We start from the raw sequence: 18,500 nt of genomic DNA on the forward strand, positions 1-18,500 counted from the left end.
GCTCTGCACGCGCACCGTGTGTGTGCTCGCCCATGTCCTCGAAGCCGGCGGTCTCGCCACGGTCGCGCTCGCGTCGATGCGCCCGGTCGCCGAGAAGGTCGCCCCACCACGCGTCCTGCACGGCGAGTTCCCGCTCGGTCGTCCGCTCGGCAAGCCGGGTGACGCCGAGTTCCAACACGACGTGATCGCCCGCGCGTTCGCGCTCCTCGACGCCCCTGAGCCGGTGATCGAGAGCCACCCCGTCACCATCGAGGACACCACCGAGGCGGTTGCGTGCGCGTTGCCCCCGGCGTTCGACGGTGATGCCTCGCCCGCGGTGCTGGAAGCCAAGGGGATCCGCAAGGCCTACGACCGGATCGTGGAGCGGCGCGGTGTCACGAGTGTCGGACGGGTCATGACCGCCGACGAGGTTCCCGCCGCGCTCGAGGTCCTCGAGGCGATCGCGGCCGGCACGAGCTTCAAGGAGGCCGGCCTGCCGGGCAAGAACTCCATCGCGACGTGTCATGACATCCGCACGTACTACGAGGAGGCGGCCGTCGAGCTGGTGGACGGACCCGTGGCCGACGGACGGGCGATCGAGTCGTGGTTCTTCGACCAGACCGAAGCCGGCAAGGTCGTGCTCGCCGCTCGCCAGGCGATGTCCGACCAGGGGGCACCGATGCCGTTCTGGTTCTACATGGCGCCGGGACACCGGTGACCGCCGACTCCCTCCCGACCGTCGACGGTCGTCGCGCTCGCCGCGACCAGAACCGCGACCGCGTCGTCGATGCGCTTCTGGATCTCTACCGCGAGGGCGACCTCGAACCGTCGGTGAACGCCGTCGCCGAGCGCTCCGGCGTCAGCCATCGTTCCGTGTTCCGCTACTTCGACGACCTCGACGAGCTGTACCGGGTGGCCATCGAACGTCAGTACCAGACGCTGCGCGTTCACCTCCTCATCAGCGAGATCGGTCGGGGCACCCTGCTGGAGCGAATCGACCGGATCGTCGCCAATCGGCTCGACCTGTACGAGGTCGCCGCACCGGTCGCCCGCGTCGGACACATGAAGGCACCGCTCGAGCCGATCCTCCTCGACCATCTCCGCGACAACGCCCAGGAATCGATCATTCAGGTCCGGCGACACTTCGCGGACGAGCTCGCGGCGATGACCGCCGAGCGGTCGGCGGTTGCAGCCGAGGCGATCACCCTCGTCCTGTCGATGGAGTCGATGGAGACCATGCTGTTCATCCGCGGGCTCTCCCGCGACCAGGCCGCGGCCTGCATGCGGATGACGCTGACCGGAATCCTGGGGGCGGCGGATGGCTGATCGGCGCGTCGAGCAGACGACGGTGGTGCCGCCGGCTGCGGTGTGGAAGAAGCTCGCGGCGTTCGACCGGATCGCGGAGTGGTCCGCGGAGGTCGACCATTCGTCGTTCATGACGAGCCGGGAGGAGGGCATCGGGGCCGTTCGGCGAGTACAGGTCGGGCCGCTGACCCTTCGCGAGGAGATCATCGAATGGGAGCCCGAGCAGACGCTCGCCTACGAGCTCCAGGGTCTGCCCGCCATCGTGTCGCGGGTCGTGAACTCGTGGGAGATCGCCGCCGATGGCGCCGGGAGTCGGGTCAGCCTCACGCTCGACGTCACCCCCGGCCCCAAGCCACCCATGCGTCTCGCCGCGCGAGTGCTCGCCCGCCGGATCGGTTCGACGAACGAGAAGCTCCTGGCCGGTCTCGTGGCCGCGGTCGAGCGGGACGAAAAGGGAGCGGGATGACGTCGCCAGCCCAGCCGGACATCATCGTGATCCTCACCGACGAGGAACGAGCCGCGCCGTCCTACGAGACGGATGACGTCCGTCGTTGGCGCGCCGAGGCGCTACCGGCCCGCCGGTGGTTCGACGAGAACGCCGTGTCGTTCGACCGTCATTACGTGGCCTCGACGGCGTGTGTGCCGAGCCGGCCGTGTCTGCTCACCGGGCAGTATCCGGACGTCCACGGTGTCACCCAGACCAACGGCCTCGCGAAGCGTGACGACGACAGCCGGATGCGCTGGCTCCGCCCGGACGAGGTGCCGACGCTCGGCGACTGGATGCGGGCGGCGGGCTACGACACGCACTATGTCGGGAAGTGGCACGTGAGCCACGCCGACCTGATGGTCGACGGCCGGCCGCTCGACACCAACACCGACGACGGCGACCTGATCTCCTCGGCCGTCGATGCCTATCTCGAGGCTGATCCACTGGACGAATTCGGTTTCAGCGGATGGGTCGGACCGGAGCCGCACAGCGGGCGGAAGTCCGACATGGGCATCGTCCGTGACCCGATCTACGCCGAGCGCGCCGTTGCGTTCCTGGAGGATCGCTACGCGCGGCGCGTCGCCGGCGATGCCGATGCTGCTCGGCCGTTCCTCCTGGTCTGCTCGTTCGTCAACCCCCACGACATCGTTCTCTGGCCGATCCTCGCCCGTCGTCCGCTGCCCGAGGCGGCTGTGGCGTTGCCCGAGGTGCCGCCGTCGCCGACCGACGACGAGGACCTGTCGACCAAGCCGGCGCTGCACAGTGCGTACCGCGACGCCTACTACTCCGGGTACGGGCCGGCGCCGCTGGTCCGTCGCGCCTATGAGGCGAACGCCGAGCGGTACCGCCGGACCTACTACCGGCTGCACCACGACGTGGACGGGCCGATCGACCGGGTGCGCCGCACCGTCACGGGGGCCGGCCACGAATCGGTCGTGGTGTTCTCCTCGGACCACGGCGACATGCTCGGCAGCCATGGTGGGCTCCACCAGAAGTGGTACCAGCTCTACGACGAGGCGACCCGGGTGCCGTTCCAGATGGCCCGCGTCGGCGCCGAGCCGTCCGCGCCCGGATCGGTACCGGTTCCCACGAGCCACATCGATCTGGTGCCCACATTGCTCGGCGTGGCCGGCGCGTCCGAGGCCGAGCTGGCATCGAAGCTCGCGGAGACCCACTCGGAGGTCCATCCGCTGCCCGGTCGTGACCTGAGCGGCGTCCTGGCCGGCGGATCCGTCGCGAACGCGCCGGTCTACATGATCACGCGGGACAATGTTCTCGAGGGCGACGGCAACGCCTCGGCGATCGCCCAGCAGCGGGGGCGCCGCGAGGCGCCGTACCCCTTGCAGATCAGGATCCCGGCCCACGCAGCAACCAATGTCGAAGCCGTCGTCGACCGCGTCGACGGTCGGATGTGGAAGCTCGTGCGTACCTTCGACGACCCCGCCGGCTGGACGGATCCCTTCGTGCGGAACCTCTCCGTCCGGGGGCCGAGCGGGCCGGCGTTCCGCACGGAGCCGATTCCCGACCAGTGGGAGCTCTACGACCTCGATGCCGATCCGGCCGAGGCCGTCAATCGAGCCGACGATCCGGCCGCGGCCGATGCGCGACACCATCTGGAGACGACGATGACCAACGCCCGAGACGCTGTCCCCGAACGCAATCGCCCGTGGCCGACCGCGGTCCGCCCGGACGACGGACCCGTGGCGAAGACGCCGCCCAAGCCGGCCCTCGCCGCTCGTCGACTCCTCCAGCGGATCGGCATGCACCCGGACGACCCGGATGCCGTGCAGCTCGACCTCACCGGGCACCGGGCGCTCGTCGTGGCGACCAACCACGGCACGCTCGGAGTCAACAAGCCGACCGGCGTCTTCGGCTCCGAGCTGACGGTGCCGTACTACGAGTTCCTCGACGCCGGGATGGAGGTCGATGTCGCGTCACCGCGGGGCGGCGACATCCCGTTCGATCCGGCGTCGTTCAAGCCGGCGGTGCGGTCCCATCACGACGACCGCTACATGGTCGACGACGAACTCCAGCAGAAGTGCATGGACTCGATCCCGATCGACGCCGTCGACATCGAGTCCTACGACATCGTGTTCTTCGCCGGCGGCTGGGGGGCCGCGTGGGATCTCGGCACCTCCGACGAGATCGGCGAGCAGGTGACGAAGGCGGCAGCCAACGGCGCTGTGCTCGGCGGGATCTGCCACGGGCCGCTCGGCCTCCTCAAGGCGAAGGGTCCCGGCGGGGAGCCGCTCGTCAAGGGCCGTCGGATCACGGCGGTGACCGACAAGCAGGTCACCGAGCTCGGGATCTCCCACACGCCGCAGCATCCCGAGACCGAGCTGCGCAACGCCGGGGCGAACTTCGAGTCGTCCACCCACCGGCTTCGTGACATGTTCGCCAACCATGTCGTGGTCGACGGTGACCTCATCACCGGTCAGAACCAGAACTCGGGCCTGATGGTGTCCCGCGAGATGATGCAGCGCGTGCTCGAGAAGGCCGCGGCGAGCGCCGCCGAACAGCCCCAGGAGGCATAGCGATGGAGGTCATCCTGCTCGGAACCGGGAGTCCGCTGCCCGACCCGAACCGGGCCGGTCCCTGCACGCTCGTCAAGGCCGGCGAGGGCAACGGGGAGCACGTCCTCTTCGACACCGGGCGGGGTTGTGTGATGCGGATGCCGCTCGCCCAGACGGCACCCGGCTTCCTCGCCGGCGTGGTGATCACCCACCTCCACAGCGACCACCTCACCGCGTTCAACGACATCATCACGACGCACTGGATCACGGCGCCGGAGGGCACGCCGCTGCGGGTGTGGGGCCCGGTCGGGATCAAGCACTATGTCGGCCACATGCTCCTCGCCCTCGGCCCGGACATGACGTACCGCATGGACCACCACGACGACCTCAACTGGGAGCCCGACGTCCAGGTGACCGAGGTGGTGCCGGGTGACTCGTTCACGATCGGGTCGATGTCGATCTCGTGCTTCGAGACGTGTCATGCGCCGGTCGAGCCGACCGTCGGGTATCGCGTCGAGAGCGAGGGCAAGGTCGTCGCCATCGCGGGGGACACGATCCCGTGCGACGGCCTCGACGCGCTCACGAAGGACGCCGACGTCTACGTGCAGACCGTGATCCGCGACGACATCGTCAAGACCATTCCGGTCCCGCGGCTGCAGGACATCCTCGACTACCACTCATCGGTCGAACAGGCCGGCCAGGTCGCGGCGAGGAACGGCGTGAAGACACTCATGCTCACGCACTATGTGCCCGCGCCCCAGCCGGAGCAGTACGACGAGTGGATCGCCATCGCGGCCAAGGAGTTCGACGGTGAGATCGTCATGGGCGACGACCTCACCTCCGTGACGATCTAGTCCCAGTCCACGGCGGCGTCGGGCGCGGCGGCGATCTTCGCTTCGGCGAACGCGAACGTGTGGGCCGGGCTCACCATCGCGTGCTGGCTGCCGGCGTGGATGTCGCGGAAGGCTCGTTGGAACGGACCGTCCCGCAGCGCCGTCGTGCCGATGTGGCGGTACAGCTTCTGGAGGGCCTCGGTCGACTGCTGGGTGAACCACGCGGTGGCCTGGAGCGCCTCGCCGACCAGCGACTGGTCGGGATTGTCGTTCAGGGCCGACTGCTCGGCCTTGGCGAAAGCGGTCCGAATCCACAGGTCTCCGGCCCGGAACAGGCTCTCGGCTTCGCCGAGGTCGTACTGGAAACGGGGGTCGTCGGCGAGCGTCGACTTGCCGGTCATGCGTTGCTTCGTGCGGGCGATCACCGCCGCCTCGTCGATGGCCCGTCGCATCACGCCGAGCGCCCAGCCGGCATGGCCGATCTCGGTGAGGTGGAGGATGCCGAGGTCGAACTGTTTGCCCCCGCGGTGGCGGGTGAAGCCGAACATCGAGAACGTCCGGTCCGCCGGCACGACGCTGTCGATCCGATAGTCGTACGACGCCGTCGAGCGCAGGCCCATGACGTCCCAGTTGCCGATGATGTCGGCCTCGGCCTTCGGGACGACGGCGAAGATGTAGTCCGGGTCGCCCTCGTCCGGTGTGGTCATCGAGCCGCTGCCGGCCCAGTCCGCGTGTTCCAGTCCCGAGCCGAACGAGTAGTTCCCGGTGATGTGGAAGGCATCGCCCTGGGGCGCGGCGGTGCCGTTCGGCGCGAACTGGCCGGCGACGAGCGGGACGCCGTCGGCGAACATGACATCGGTGAACGAATCGGGGCAGTACGAGCTGAAGTAGGCGGTCGCGGTGCTGCCGGCCATCACGACCCAGCCGATCGAACCGTCGGCTCGAGCGAGTTCGGTGAAGACGTCGAGGCTGTCCGCCGCGTCGAGCTCCGCCCCGCCGACCTCCTTGGCGACGAGCGCGCCGTAGAGGCCCGCGTCCTTGCACATCGCGACCGCGGCGTCGGTCATCGGGGTGCCGGCCGCTTCGGCCTTGGCGCCTTCGGCGTCGAGGGCCGACCGAAGGTCGCGAGCGGCGTCGTGCAGGGAAGTCATGGGGGCCTCGAGGGGTCGGGTTCGTCGGTCGGGCGTTGCCACAGTAGGGTCCGCCGACGATGCCGAGCGAACCCAGCGAAGTCGTACTCATCGGGGCCGGGGCCGCCCACCAGCGCCTCACCGAACCGGGCGCCGGGCATGACACGACCGGGTTGATCACCGAGGCTGTCGCCGCGGCGTTGGCAGACACCGGCTCGGCGCGTACGGCCGGTCGGGTCGACTGGATCGGGGCCACCCGCGGGCTCTCGTGGCTCCCGGACGCCGCTCGCCGGGTCGCCGAAACGCTGGGCGTCGAGGCGCACACGGTCGCCGCCGACGTCGGCATCCCGCAGCAGACGCTCGTCAACCGGGCGCTCGCGGCGGTCCAGTCCGGCGCGGTCGACGTGGCGATCGTGTGCGGCGGTGAGACCAAGCATCGTGACGATGTCGCCAAACGCGCCGGCGTCGAGCTCGCGGGTCACGGGCAGGACGGACTCGAGCCGGACACCCACATGGCGCCGGAAGGTGAGATCGTCGCCCGGCCCGAGATCGAGATCGGCATGGTGGCCCCGGTCCAGCAGTACGCCATGATCGACAGCGCTCGACGGGCGGCGGAAGGATGGACGCTCGACGAGCACCGTGACGACATCGCCGCGCTCTGGTCGCGCTTCAACCGTGTGGCGCAGGGCAATCCCCGGGCGGACTTCGGGGCGCCCATGACGGCGGCGGAGATCCGCGATCCGGGACCCGGCAACCGGCCGATCGCCTTCCCGTACAACAAGTGGCACAACAGCCAGTGGGGTGTGGACCAGGCGTCGGCTCTGGTCTTCTGTTCGGAGGCGGCGGCGGACGAACTCGGCGTCGATCGGGGCAAGTGGGTCTACCCCCACGTCGGCCTGGAGTCCTCGCTGTCGCTCTCGCTGAGCCGGCGCGGCGACCTGCACCGGTGGCCGGCGATGCGGATCCTCGGCGAGCGGGCGGCGGCCCACGTCGGTCGCGCGGTCGCGGACATGGATCATGTGGAGCTCTACAGCTGCTTCCCCGTCGCCGTTCGGATCCAGCAGAAGGAGCTGGGGCTGGACCCGGCCGGTACACCCACGCTCACCGGTGGCATGGCCTTCGCCGGCGGGCCGTTCAACAACTTCGTGTACCAGGCGACGGTGGACATGGTCGAGGCGGTGCGGTCCGAGCCCGGTTCCTATGGCGCGGTCACCGCGGTCAGTGGCCTCCTGACGAAGCCGGCGCTCGCCGTGTGGTCGACGGAGCGGCCCGCGAACGGGGTCCTCCTCGACGATCTCGTCGACGACGCCCGCGCGGCCACGGCGGTGGCGCCCCTCGACGAGGAGCCGGACGGTCCGGGCACGATCACGACGTACACCGTCGTCTACGGCCCGGACGGCCCGGCATCCGTCGCCGCGATCGTCGACCTCGACTCCGGCGAACGCGCCGTCGCCAAGCTCGATGACCCCGTCGCCGCCGAAACCGCCACCACGACCGACCTCATCGGCACCCGCGTCGCCGTCACCGGCCGCACGTTCTCCGGCTGACCTTCCCCGACCCCCGAAACCCCGCGTTCTGGGTGAACGGAGGGCTGGAATCCAGCCCTCCGTTCACCCAGAACGAAAAGGGGGAGGGGCGAAGGGAGGGGTCAGGTGAGGCCGAGTTCGGCGATGCGGTCGAGGACGCGAGGGCGTTCGTCGTCGATGACGGTGGTGTCACCGTGGCCGGTGTGGACGATCGTGTCGCCCGGCAACGTGAGTAGGCGGTCACGGATCGAGCGGAGAATCGTCGGCTCGTCGCTGTAGCTGCGTCCGGTCGCGCCGGGGCCGCCACAGAAGAGCGTGTCGCCCGAGATCACCCGGCCGGCATCGACCTCGTGGAAGCAGCAACAACCGGGCGAGTGGCCCGGCGTGTGGATGATGCCCACTTCGTGACCACCAGCGGACAGTGTCGTGCCCGGGACCACCTCGCCGTCGGGATCGGCGTTCGGGTAGACGACGTCCCACAGCATCCGGTCATCGGGGTGCAGCAGGATCGGCGCGTCGACCGCGTCGCGCAGGGCCGTGGCCGCGTTGATGTGGTCGTTGTGGCCGTGGGTCAGCACGATGGCGGTCACGCGCCGCCCGTTGACGGCGTCGACGATCGGCTGATGGTCGTGGGCCGCGTCGAAGACCATCACCTCGCGGTCGTCGCCGACGATCCAGATGTTGTTGGTGACGTCCCATTCGCCCCCGTCGAGGGCGAAGATGCCGTCGGTTGTGACCAGCTCGATCGCCATTCGTCAGATCTCGACGACGGAGCGGAGCACTTCGCCGCGTTCCATCTTGTGAAAGGCCTCCTCGACGTCCTCCAGGGAGATCGTCTCGGACACGAAGCCGTCGAGATCGAGCCGTCCCTGCAGGTAGAGGTCGATGAGCATGGGGAAATCGCGTGACGGCAGGCAGTCGCCGTACCAGCTCGATTTCAGGGCGCCACCGCGCCCGAACACCTCCTGGAACGGCAGCGTGATCTCCATCTCCGGTGTCGGCACGCCCACGAGCACGACGGTGCCGGCGAGATCGCGGGCCTCGAAACACTGCCGGTAGACCTGGGGGAGTCCGATGGCGTCGATGCAGACGTCGGCGCCGAAGCCGTTCGTGTACTCCTGGATCTTCTCGACGGCGTCCTCGTTGCCCGAGTTCACCGTGTGGGTCGCGCCGAAGCCCTTCGCCCATTCGAGCTTCTGATCGTCGATGTCGACGGCGACGATCGTCGAGGCGCCGGCGAGCTTCGCTCCGGCGATCGCGGCGTCGCCCACCCCGCCGCAGCCGAAGACGGCGACCGTGTCACCCCGGCTCACGCCGCCGGTGTTGATCGCCGCGCCGATGCCGGCCATGACGCCGCAGCCGAGCAGGCCGGCTGCCGCGGGCGACGCACTCGGGTCTACCTTCGTGCACTGACCCGCGGCGACGAGCGTTTTCTCGGCGAAGGCGCCGATGCCGAGGGCGGGGGACAGTTCGGTGCCGTCCTCCAACGTCATCTTCTGCTCGGCGTTGAACGTGTTGAAGCAGAGGTGGGGCGTGCCCTTGTTGCACGCGCGACAGTTGCCGCACACGGCCCGCCAGTTCAGGATGACGAAGTCGCCGGGCTCGACCTCGGTGACGCCGTCGCCGACGGACTCCACGATGCCGCTCGCCTCGTGGCCCAGCAGGAACGGGAACTCGTCGTTGATGCCACCCTCGCGATAGTGCAGATCGGTGTGGCACACGCCGCAGGCCTGGATCGCGACGACGGCCTCGCCCGGGCCGGGGTCCGGGATCACGATGTTCTCGATCGTGACCGGCTCACCAACCGCCTTGGCCACCACACCCTTCACCGTCTGCGCCATGTCGTCTGCCCCCTGAGGCTCTCGTCGGACGCGAAACCGTAGCAGTCGTCTTCGGCCCCCCGGCTTTGGCCCGACGCCGGACTCAGCCGGCGAGAAGCAGCGGCTCGACGTGATCCCAGGTGCCGGGGACGACACCGAGCATCTCTTCGCGGCCGACGGCTTCGAGGTCGTCGAACTCCAGGCCGGCGAGTTCGTCGACGATCGCGTCGTAGTCGTCGTGCAGGACGCGGTTCGTGGGGTCCAGCCCGCTGACGATCGCGAGTCCTGTCGGCTCGACGTCGACGGTCGTGACGGTGAGGTCCGGCCGGTGGCGACGCAGGGCGACCACGACCTTCCAGACGTCGCCGGACCAGACGACCGTCGAACGGTCGCGCGACGCGGTCTTCGCGTCGATGGGGAGACAGTCGTGGATCATGATGATGCCGTCGGCGTGGGAGTGCGCCTCGACGTTGGCGACGTCGCGCAGCGTCTGCTCGTGGAGGTGCAGGCCGTCCACGAACGCGAGGTCGATCGGGCCGCCCAGCAGACCGACGAGCTCGGGGTCGGCGAAGAAGGCATCGGATGTTGCCGGCACGATGACGGTGTTCTCCGGCGGGTTCTCGACCTTCGGCTCGGGGTCCACGCCGACGGTGCGGGTGCCGGGTCGGACGAAGGACAGCGAGTGACCCTCGTGCACGCCGATCTCGAGATAGCGCTCGGGCTGCACGATCTCGTGCGCCCGGCGGAGGAGCCCGTAGTAGGTGGAGATGTCGGTCATCGGTCGCGTCCTAGGTCGTTCGGCGCCAGTGGACGCCAGTCCAGTCGACGGGCACGATCTCGTCGGTGATGCCATGCCGGTCGCGATAGTCGGTGCACGCCTGGCGACACGGTTCCCAGGCGCCGTAGTCGTCGACGATGACGTAGCCGCCGACGGAGAGCTTCGGGTAGAGCGCCTCGAGGGCATCCATCGTGGACTCGTACATGTCGCCGTCGAGCCGCAGGATCGCAAGCTGGTCGATCGGCGCGGCGGGAAGGGTGTCGCGGAACCAGCCCTCGAGGAACTGCACCTGGTCGTCCAGCAGGCCGTAGCGGGCGAAGTTGGCCCGTACCTGGTCAGCGGACACGGCGAGCGTGGGGACATCGCTCATGTCGTGGCCGACGTCCTGCGGGAACGCCGTGGCATCGGGCGCAGGCAGACCCTGGAAGCTGTCGGCGACCCACACCCGCCGGTCCGCGTCACCCCACGCGTCGAGCATTCCCCGCATCAGGATCGTCACGCCGCCCCGCCAGACGCCCGTCTCGATGAAGTCGCCGGGGACGCCGTCCGCCAGCACCGAGTCGACGCAGCGACGAACGTCGGCGAGCCGTTGGCGCCCGACCATGGTTTCGGCCGCGGGCGGCCAGTCGTTGCCGTCGTCGCGCGTTGCGGGGTCCCCACCGCGGCGGGTGAGCCGCCAGCCGTGCGAGCGCAGGGTCGACCGCAGCTCCTCGCTGTCGCCGGGCCACTCGGCGAGGTCGACGTCGTGGGCCTCCTCGTCGAGGAAGAGCTCGCGCGTGAGGCATCCCATGAGGAGGTCGACATAGCGGTCGCGAAGCACGGTGGCGGTGACCATCGCCGCAGCCTATTGAGGTCGTGGAAGAACCCAGATGCCGTGGGGCGCACTCGGGAAGAAGGCCAACGTGCGCTCCTCCTGCAGCGTGAAGCCGAGGCGTTTCGCCACGTTCTGCGACGACGTGTTGGACGGCAGGATGACGCTGAACAGGCGATCGTCGTCGTGGTTCGCCCACGCCCACTCGACGGTTGCCCGCCCCGCCTCGGTCGCGTAGCCGTGTCCCCAGTGGGCCGGATCGAACGTCCAGCCGCATTCGAGCCCGGGCCAATCCGCCCGCTCCGGCCGGTGGGTGCCGGCCCGACCGATCAGCTCGCCGGTCGCTCGCAGCTCGACCGCCCACTGGCCGGAGTTCCGCAGCGCCCACTGCCCGAGGTGGTGCGCCATCTGACGCCACGCGGCCTCTCGATCGAACGCTTCGGGGATGTGGAGTGACGCCCGTACCTCTGGGGAGGTGTGGATCGCGAGATACCGGTCGATGTGGTCCTCCCGGAACGGTCGGAGCAGAAGTCGATCGGTCTCGACGGTGGGGCACGATGACACGGCTTCAAAGTATCCGGCGACGGACGATACGGTCGCGGCGTGCTCCACTTCGCAATCCTCAGGACTGCGGGCGAAGTCGACGCTGCCGTGCGGGAGGTCCTCGACGCGCCTCGTCCGCCGACGCGGCGCGTCGGTGGCGAGCACCTCTTTCGGCTGGTGGGTGAAGGGACAGCCATTGCGCTGTGGTCGGACTACGGGCGGCCGTGGGCGAGTGACGATGAGGGCGTGACCGCGATGGTTGGGTCGCCGCGCCTGATCGGTACGGGCGCCGAAGATCTTCTCGATCGCCTGGCTGTCGACGGACCGGGCGGGGCGAGACGCTTCGACGGCAGGTTCACCGTCCTCCGCCTCGAGAGCGACGGAGGCGGATGGCTCCGATCGGATCGATTCGGATTGTCGCCTGTCTATCGAGGCATGGCGGGGGAGACCGAGGTTCTTTCGAACCGGCCGGCGATCGTCGCTCGGCTCATCGAGGCCGCAGCCGGTCGGCGGGTCGCTCGGGATCGGGCGACGGCGATGAGCGTGGCGGTGCTCGGTACTGCGTTGGGTGACGAGTCCGGCTTTGAGGGCATATGCCGGGTGCCGGATCGCCACGATGTCGACCTGCCGACGCGTGGTCCCTCAGCCGATGTCGAGACGTGGCCCCACATGTGGGCTGATGATGGCGCGGCGATCGACGGTTCGCCTGTAGAGATCGTCACCGCAGTCACGGATCGACTCGTGGCATCCGCGCGACAGCTTGCCCTGGACCACGGCGGTGTCATCGACGCAGAGCTGACGGGCGGGCGTGACTCGCGCCTCATGCTCGCGCTCTTTCGTCTCGCCGGGGTCGAGGATCGGGTTCGTTTTCACACGTTCGGGGACCCCGGAGCATCTGATGCTCGGGTGGCCAGGTACCTGGCGGAGTCGTTCGACTTGGACTGGGAGATGCGGCGGGCGCGTCAGCATGAGTTGTCGGTCGAGGGATTCGTCCGTCGAGTGAGCAACCTGTCCGGCGAGTTCGGCGCGGGCGGCATCATTCCCCCCGAGGCCGGCACGATCCTCTGTTCGGGGATGTTGGGCGAAGCGCTCTCCGCAAAGTACCGCAACTCGAAGCCGGCGACCGTCGGCCGTGCGACGGCCCGACTCAAGGAAATTCTCGTCAGGTCGCAACCGTTCACGAAGCGGTCCACGGTCCGCGCGGTCATGAGCCGAGTGACCGAGGGGGTGGTGGAGTCGGCCGACGCCGGCTGTCCGCCGCGTGCCCTGCTCGATGCGTTCTATCTCCGCGAGCGGGAGCGTCGCTGGATCGGCTCTCGCCCGGATCGGTGGGACCGCAACGTCTTTCCGCTCTACTCACCCGACGCCATCATCGCCAACATGCGCCTCCCGGTCGACGATCGGCACGGGGAGCGCATTCACAGCGCCATCATTGCTGCGGCAGGTCTCCCGAACGGCAACCCGGATGAGGAACTGCCGAGAGCGCCGGACGCTCCTCCGCTGGCTGATCTCGGTGGACTGCGTTGGGCGGATGTTCTCGTCGAGATGGCACATGAGACACGTGCGAGTCCGATGTCGGAGTGCATCGACACACGCGCGGTCGTCCGTGCGGCCGAGAACCTGGCCGGACTCGGACGTGTCGAGCGCCAGCAACTGTTGGACGCCCTGACCGCGCTTGCGTGGATGACGCCGGGGTTGATCCCAGCGTACTTCGACAACTGAACAGAGCAGGAGCTCGTCGGACCACCGGTACTCTCGGCTCCGTGGGCACTGGCTGATCGTCGCCGCGATTCGGCGACGATTCGCCATGTCGCCGTCGACGCACGAGGTCGAGGTGTGGTCGCGGCCGTGGGACCTCCCCCGGGTGCCCCGCCAGAAGGTGACCGACGCCCTGACGGCGCTCGTGTGGGCAGATCCCGCGCTCTGCCCCGCGACGGTCGACGGCTGACCGGTTCGCCCGCCGGGAACGCCGTGCCGTACGGTCCGCACCCGTATGTCGTGGCTGCTCGATGAACGGACGGAACTCGAGTCGCTCGGCGACGGGCGCTACCGGCGCCTGATCGACGACGGGGAGTTCTGGGGCACGGGGAGCCCCTTCGGCGGCTATCTCATGGCGCTCGGGTTCGCCGCCATGCGCCACGAGGTCACCGACGACGCCCGCCTGCCGCGCGTCTACACGCACCAGTTCCTTCGGCGGGTGCCGGTCGGTCCGCTGGGGATCGAGGTCACCACCGAGCGAGTCGGTGCCCTCGTGCACTCCGTCACAGCCCGGTTCGTGGTGGGGGACGACACGGTCGGTGTTGCGACGGGGATGTTCACCGGCGACCGCGAGGGTCCGCACTATCTCGACGAGCCGATGCCCGCGGTGGCACCGCCCACCGAGCCCGACCCGGCGCCGGTCCCGGGCTGGGCGACCAACGTGCACGGTCGTTTCGTGCCGTACCGCCGATTCGGTGAGGACGGCGCGGTGGTGCCGAACGAGGACGGCGGCTGGCTCCGGATGGTCGAGCCGGGGGACTGGGATCACCGACTGGCACTGATGTGCAGCGACGTGTGGCCGCCGCCTGTCGTTCGGCATCCCGACCGGATGTGTGCCACGCCGAGCCTGCACCATGTCGTGCACTTCGGGTCCGACGTCGGCGGCAGCGGAGACCAGGCGCTGTTGGTTCGCCACCGCGCAACCCGTGGCCACGGCGGCCTGACCGACGAGGACATCACGCTGTGGGCCGACGACGGCCGGTTCCTGCTGAAGGCCCGCCAGCTCCGCACGGTGATCGACCTCTCCCGGATCGACACTTCGTCCTTCACCTGAGGATGGGGCAGGATGGCGGCTCACCCGTCGTGCAGGAGTCAGCAATGAAGTTCGGAATCGGATTCGCCAACACCGTCACCTTCGTCAGCGGCGAGGGAGCGGCCGAGCTGGGCAAGGCCGCCGAGGACACCGGCTTCGAGTCGTTGTGGACCGTCGAACACATCCTCTATCCCGAGGGATACGAGTCGACCTATCCCTATGCACCCGACGGCAAGATGCCCGGCTCGGGCGACAGCCCGATTCCCGATCCGCTCATCTGGCTCGCCTACGTCGCCGCGAACACGACGTCGCTCAACCTCGCCACCGGCATCTCACTGCTGCCCGAACGCCACCCCGTGACCTACGCGAAGGAGGTTGCGACCCTCGACATGATGTCCGAGGGACGGGTCATCCTCGGTATCGGCATCGGCTGGCTGAAGGAGGAATTCGAGGCGCTCGACATTCCGTGGGAGGGCCGCACCCGGCGTACCGAGGAGTACGCCGACGTCATGCGTGAGCTCTGGAAGAAGGATGACGTGTCGTACGCCGGCGAGTTCATCAACTTCGACAACATCTCCTCGAACCCGAAGCCCCACGACGGTGCGGTGCCGATCCACATCGGCGGCCACAGCCGGGCGGCGGCCGAGCGGGCCGGGCGGATGGGCGACGGCTTCTTCCCGGCCAAGGGCGAGGTGGCCGAGCTCTTCGAGATCGCCCGTCAGACCGCGGCCGACAACGGTCGCGATCCCGATGCCATCGAGATGACCAGCTCGCATCCGGGGATCTTCGGTGACGATCCGCAGGCCGCGGTCGAGGAGGCTGCGAGCTGGGGCATGCACCGGATGATCGTGCCCGGCTTCATGTTCATCGGGAGCCCCGCCGACAAGATGGCGCCCTGGGCCGAACTCATCGCCGCCAACTCGTGAGAATGGACAGTGGGGTCAGACCCCTGTCCATTCTCAGCTCCGGCGCAACGGGCGGCTGTGGTCCCAATCGGCGATGAGGCTGCGGATCGCGGTGATCAGGATCAGCGGCACGTCCAACATCGGATGGTGTCCGGCGGTCGGGAGTTCGATCACCGGGGCGACGCGGCCGAGCTGCTCGTACATGTACTCGCCGATGTCGCGGGTGACGAGTCCGTGCTCGCACCGAAGCAGGGCCACCCGGCAGGTGACGTGGGGGAGGAGTTCGGCCGCGTCCTTGCGGGCCGGCATGAAGATCGACGAGTCGAACTTCCAACGCCACTTGCCATCGGGGTCCTGGCGGAGAGAGCGCTCGGCGATGTGCTGCTTCACGTACGGCAGGTAGACGTCCTGGCCCGGCACGGCGCGGAACCGAGCGATCGGTCCGTCGGGCTCGTCGTACTCCCGCTCCTTGTTGAAGGTCTCGGACGCCCGCGCCTGGCGGACCTCCGGGTCGATCTCGATGACCGGCGAGTCGATGATCACGGCGCCGGCGAGAAGCGATGCGTGGCGCGCCGCGGTGGCCACCGTGACGAACCCGCCCATCGAATGTCCGACGAGCAGCGGTGGCCCGTCGAAGGCGGCGTCGCGGATGACCGCAGCGACTTCGTCGCACCATTGGTCGAGCGAGTATTGATCCCGCCGGTCGCTGTCGCCGTGTCCGGACAGATCGACGGCGGCCACGGAGTGACTCGCGAGGAAGGCGGGGGCGATGTGGCTCCACCAGTGGGCATGGGCCGCGCCGCCGTGGACGAAGACGATGCCGGGCCGCCCGGGGTCGCCCCACGACAGATAGTGGATCTCCGCCCCATCGACCTCGACGCGGCGATCCTCGGGAATCACCGAGACCGCGTCGGTGAACCAGGTCGGTGTGTCGGTCATGGATCCGACGCTACCGGCGACTGCGGGGCCCGATGTCGTCCATGGTCGTCGCGATCAACGCCTCGCCGAGGAGGTGGCGAGCCGAGGCGAGGGCGATCGCGGCGATCCCGGCGCAGACGAGGAATCCGACGCCGAGGTTCGACACGCCGCTGATCACGCCGATGAGCGGCGCGCCGAGCCCGAAGGCCAGATCGAAGAACATCGAGAAGCTGCCGATCGCCTGGCTGCGCTCCTCGTCGGGGGCGCGGTCGACCACCAGCGCGAAGAGGGCCGGGAACAGGAATGTCTGTGCGACCGCGAGCACCGCGGCGGCGAGATAGGCGCCCGCCGGTTCCTGCCACACGAAGAGCAACAGGAGGCCGACCACGCCGAACGAGAGCGAGATGCGGGTCGTGGGCAGCGGGCCGAGCCGGTCGGGGAGTCGGGCCGCGCCGATGCGGAGGGTGATGACGACAGCGCCGAACACGACGAACAGGCGCTCAGGACTCTCCATCCCCATGCGTTCTCCGTGCACGACCGCGAACGCGAGGAATCCGGTGTAGCCGAGCAGGCCCGCGAAGAGCATCACTCCCGGTCTGATCGCGGCCGGGTGGATGAGGCGGCGCAGCGCGGGGAAGGGTGGACGGATCGCCGGCGGGCCGGGTGCCGTCGTGCCGACGAACGCCGCGCTGACCGCGAGCGCACCGGCGATGAGCCATACCCAGTCGGTGCCGTGCGTGTCCCGCAACCAGCCGCCGAGCAGCGGCCCGACCAGCAGGGAGCCGTAGATCGTCAACGAGAAGTACGACGCCGCCTCCGCCCGCCGGTCGTCGCCGGTCAGGTCCTGGATCGAGCTGGCGATCCCCACGAAGACCGCAGCTTCACCGATCCCGGTGACAGCACGGATCGCGATGACGGCGGGAATCGACGCCGCCAGCGCGGTGGTCGCCGTGGCGGTGCCGGCCACGACGCAGCCGACCAGGACGAGCGTTCGCCGTCCGAGGCGATCGCCCAAGGGTCCGATGAACGGGCGGATGACCGCGGCGGCGATTCCGAAGGAACTGACGGCGAGACCGACCTGGAAGTCGATACCGCCGAGTTCCTCCTCCACGAAGAGCGGGAGGACCGGCAGCGTCATGTTCAGACCGAGGAAATAGAGCGATGACGCCGCACACAGCGCGAGGAAACGCGGTGTGATCAGACGGGTCGACATCGTCGGAGCCTGGCGGGTCAGTCGGTGAACGCCAACTCGGGCCGCTGCGGGTCGTATGCAACGGGTCGAGGGGACACCGCGTTCGGGTCGAACCCCGCCGTCAATTCGTCGATGTCGGCTTCGGTCCCGGCGGCGATGGCGAGCGATCGTCCGATCCCCGCCAGGAGTGAGCCAACCGTGCCGCCGCGGTCGCGCCAATCCTGCAGTCCGGCCGACCCGTCGCGCTTGGCGAGCCGCTCGCCCGCCGCGTCCACCACGAGTGAAACGTGGACCCACTCGGGCTCCTGCGTCCCGAGGACGCGATGCAGATGCGCGTGCCGAGGCGTCGATGGCAGGAGGTCGTCACCTCGGACCACCTGGTCGACACCCTGGAACGCGTCGTCGACCACGACGACCAGGTTGTAGGCCGGCGTGCCGTCGAACCGTTGGAGCACGAAGTCGTCGACGACTTGCCGGTGCGCCCCGTGAAGCCGGTCGTGGATCGTGACATCGGCGCCCTCGGCTCGGAGTCGGATCGCCGGTGGTCGTCCGCGGGAGCTGCGTTCGGCGAGCTCTGCCCGGCTCAGGTCCCGGCAGGTCCCGGGGTAGGAACCGGGGGGACCGTGGGGAGCCGTCGGGGCCTCGCGGATGTCCTTGCGGGAGCACCAGCACGGGTAGGTGAGACCGGCCGCCCGCAGGTCCGCGAGGGCATCGCCGTACGCATCGAGGCGGTCGCTCTGGCGGAGTTCGGTGCCGTCGAACTCCAGGCCCAGGTCGCCGAAGTCGCGCCGCTGGCTCGCCTCGTGCTCCGCCGTGGCGGTCGTGTCGAGGTCCTCCCACCGCAGCAGGAATCGTCCGTCGTCGACCCGGGCGAACAGCGCCGCAGCCACCGCGGTTCGCAGGTTTCCCACGTGGAACGTGCCCGTCGGGCTCGGGGCATAGCGACCGGTCGGCACGACGGAATCGTGC

19 protein-coding genes are annotated in these 18,500 nt (G+C 69.2%); 10 read left to right on the forward strand and 9 right to left on the reverse strand.

The features are described 5' to 3' along the window. The first annotated feature begins 22 nt into the window (after positions 1 to 22). Genes R8F63_01535 through R8F63_01555 form a run of 5 tightly spaced genes read left to right on the forward strand, consistent with a single transcriptional unit; the run spans position 23 to position 5,138 of the window. Entirely contained in the window at positions 23 to 697 is a 675-nt protein-coding gene (locus R8F63_01535; GenBank protein MDW3217268.1) for a hypothetical protein, read from the forward strand. Next, entirely contained in the window at positions 694 to 1,305 is a 612-nt protein-coding gene (locus R8F63_01540) for a TetR/AcrR family transcriptional regulator (protein MDW3217269.1), read from the forward strand. Before R8F63_01535 ends, R8F63_01540 begins: the two co-directional genes overlap by 4 nt. After that, entirely contained in the window at positions 1,298 to 1,750 is a 453-nt protein-coding gene (locus R8F63_01545) for an SRPBCC family protein (GenBank protein MDW3217270.1), read from the forward strand. The genes R8F63_01540 and R8F63_01545 overlap by 8 nt, the downstream gene beginning before the upstream one ends. Further along, positions 1,747 to 4,305 (forward strand): sulfatase-like hydrolase/transferase, encoded by a 2,559-nt coding sequence (locus R8F63_01550; GenBank protein MDW3217271.1) that lies wholly within the window; start codon positions 1,747 to 1,749, stop codon positions 4,303 to 4,305. Before R8F63_01545 ends, R8F63_01550 begins: the two co-directional genes overlap by 4 nt. A 2-nt stretch (positions 4,306 to 4,307) precedes the next feature. Continuing rightward, on the forward strand, positions 4,308 to 5,138 hold the full coding sequence (locus R8F63_01555) for an MBL fold metallo-hydrolase (protein ID MDW3217272.1): 831 nt from the start codon (positions 4,308 to 4,310) through the stop codon (positions 5,136 to 5,138). Here R8F63_01555 and R8F63_01560 read toward each other — a convergent pair. Continuing rightward, positions 5,135 to 6,268, reverse strand: a complete 1,134-nt coding sequence (locus tag R8F63_01560; GenBank protein ID MDW3217273.1) for an acyl-CoA dehydrogenase family protein — start codon at positions 6,266 to 6,268, stop codon at positions 5,135 to 5,137. The genes R8F63_01555 and R8F63_01560 overlap by 4 nt on opposite strands. Positions 6,269 to 6,327: 59 nt before the next feature. Here R8F63_01560 and R8F63_01565 point away from each other — a divergent pair, with 59 nt between their 5' ends. Beyond that, positions 6,328 to 7,794: a hypothetical protein gene (locus R8F63_01565; protein MDW3217274.1), complete on the forward strand. Its 1,467-nt coding sequence runs from the start codon at positions 6,328 to 6,330 to the stop codon at positions 7,792 to 7,794. Between the two features lie 101 nt (positions 7,795 to 7,895). Here the strand turns inward: R8F63_01565 and R8F63_01570 are convergent, their stop codons facing one another. The 5 genes from R8F63_01570 to R8F63_01590 all read right to left on the reverse strand — a co-directional run bounded on the left by R8F63_01570 (position 7,896) and on the right by R8F63_01590 (position 11,746). After that, positions 7,896 to 8,525, reverse strand: coding sequence for an MBL fold metallo-hydrolase (locus tag R8F63_01570; GenBank protein ID MDW3217275.1), 630 nt, complete (start codon positions 8,523 to 8,525; stop codon positions 7,896 to 7,898). 3 nt (positions 8,526 to 8,528) lie between these two features. Then, positions 8,529 to 9,614 (reverse strand): S-(hydroxymethyl)mycothiol dehydrogenase, encoded by a 1,086-nt coding sequence (locus tag R8F63_01575; protein ID MDW3217276.1) that lies wholly within the window; start codon positions 9,612 to 9,614, stop codon positions 8,529 to 8,531. Between the two features lie 82 nt (positions 9,615 to 9,696). Beyond that, positions 9,697 to 10,371, reverse strand: coding sequence for a class I SAM-dependent methyltransferase (locus R8F63_01580; GenBank protein ID MDW3217277.1), 675 nt, complete (start codon positions 10,369 to 10,371; stop codon positions 9,697 to 9,699). 10 nt (positions 10,372 to 10,381) lie between these two features. After that, positions 10,382 to 11,206, reverse strand: a complete 825-nt coding sequence (locus tag R8F63_01585; GenBank protein ID MDW3217278.1) for a TylF/MycF/NovP-related O-methyltransferase — start codon at positions 11,204 to 11,206, stop codon at positions 10,382 to 10,384. A 9-nt stretch (positions 11,207 to 11,215) separates the two neighbouring features. Beyond that, on the reverse strand, positions 11,216 to 11,746 hold the full coding sequence (locus R8F63_01590; GenBank protein ID MDW3217279.1) for a GNAT family N-acetyltransferase: 531 nt from the start codon (positions 11,744 to 11,746) through the stop codon (positions 11,216 to 11,218). 39 nt (positions 11,747 to 11,785) lie between these two features. Between R8F63_01590 and R8F63_01595 the strand changes: the two genes are divergently transcribed. The 4 genes from R8F63_01595 to R8F63_01610 all read left to right on the forward strand — a co-directional run bounded on the left by R8F63_01595 (position 11,786) and on the right by R8F63_01610 (position 15,442). Then, complete coding sequence (locus R8F63_01595) at positions 11,786 to 13,447, forward strand: hypothetical protein (GenBank protein MDW3217280.1); 1,662 nt, start codon at positions 11,786 to 11,788, stop codon at positions 13,445 to 13,447. Between the two features lie 85 nt (positions 13,448 to 13,532). Next, a complete protein-coding gene (locus R8F63_01600) occupies positions 13,533 to 13,673 on the forward strand; it encodes a hypothetical protein (GenBank protein ID MDW3217281.1) in 141 nt (46 codons plus the stop codon). Between the two features lie 45 nt (positions 13,674 to 13,718). Beyond that, a complete protein-coding gene (locus R8F63_01605) occupies positions 13,719 to 14,537 on the forward strand; it encodes a thioesterase family protein (protein MDW3217282.1) in 819 nt (272 codons plus the stop codon). 44 nt (positions 14,538 to 14,581) lie between these two features. After that, positions 14,582 to 15,442: an LLM class F420-dependent oxidoreductase gene (locus R8F63_01610; protein ID MDW3217283.1), complete on the forward strand. Its 861-nt coding sequence runs from the start codon at positions 14,582 to 14,584 to the stop codon at positions 15,440 to 15,442. 33 nt (positions 15,443 to 15,475) lie between these two features. Here R8F63_01610 and R8F63_01615 read toward each other — a convergent pair whose 3' ends face one another. From R8F63_01615 to gluQRS, 3 genes are read right to left on the reverse strand one after another with little or no spacing between them, the layout of a single operon-like run. Further along, positions 15,476 to 16,360 (reverse strand): alpha/beta hydrolase, encoded by an 885-nt coding sequence (locus tag R8F63_01615; GenBank protein ID MDW3217284.1) that lies wholly within the window; start codon positions 16,358 to 16,360, stop codon positions 15,476 to 15,478. A gap of 10 nt (positions 16,361 to 16,370) precedes the next feature. After that, a complete protein-coding gene (locus tag R8F63_01620) occupies positions 16,371 to 17,552 on the reverse strand; it encodes an MFS transporter (protein ID MDW3217285.1) in 1,182 nt (393 codons plus the stop codon). A gap of 17 nt (positions 17,553 to 17,569) precedes the next feature. Continuing rightward, positions 17,570 to 18,487, reverse strand: coding sequence for a tRNA glutamyl-Q(34) synthetase GluQRS (gene gluQRS, locus R8F63_01625; protein MDW3217286.1), 918 nt, complete (start codon positions 18,485 to 18,487; stop codon positions 17,570 to 17,572). Positions 18,488 to 18,500: the final 13 nt, after the last annotated feature.

This window comes from Acidimicrobiales bacterium (assembly GCA_033344915.1).
Classification (GTDB): domain Bacteria; phylum Actinomycetota; class Acidimicrobiia; order Acidimicrobiales; family Aldehydirespiratoraceae; genus JAJRXC01.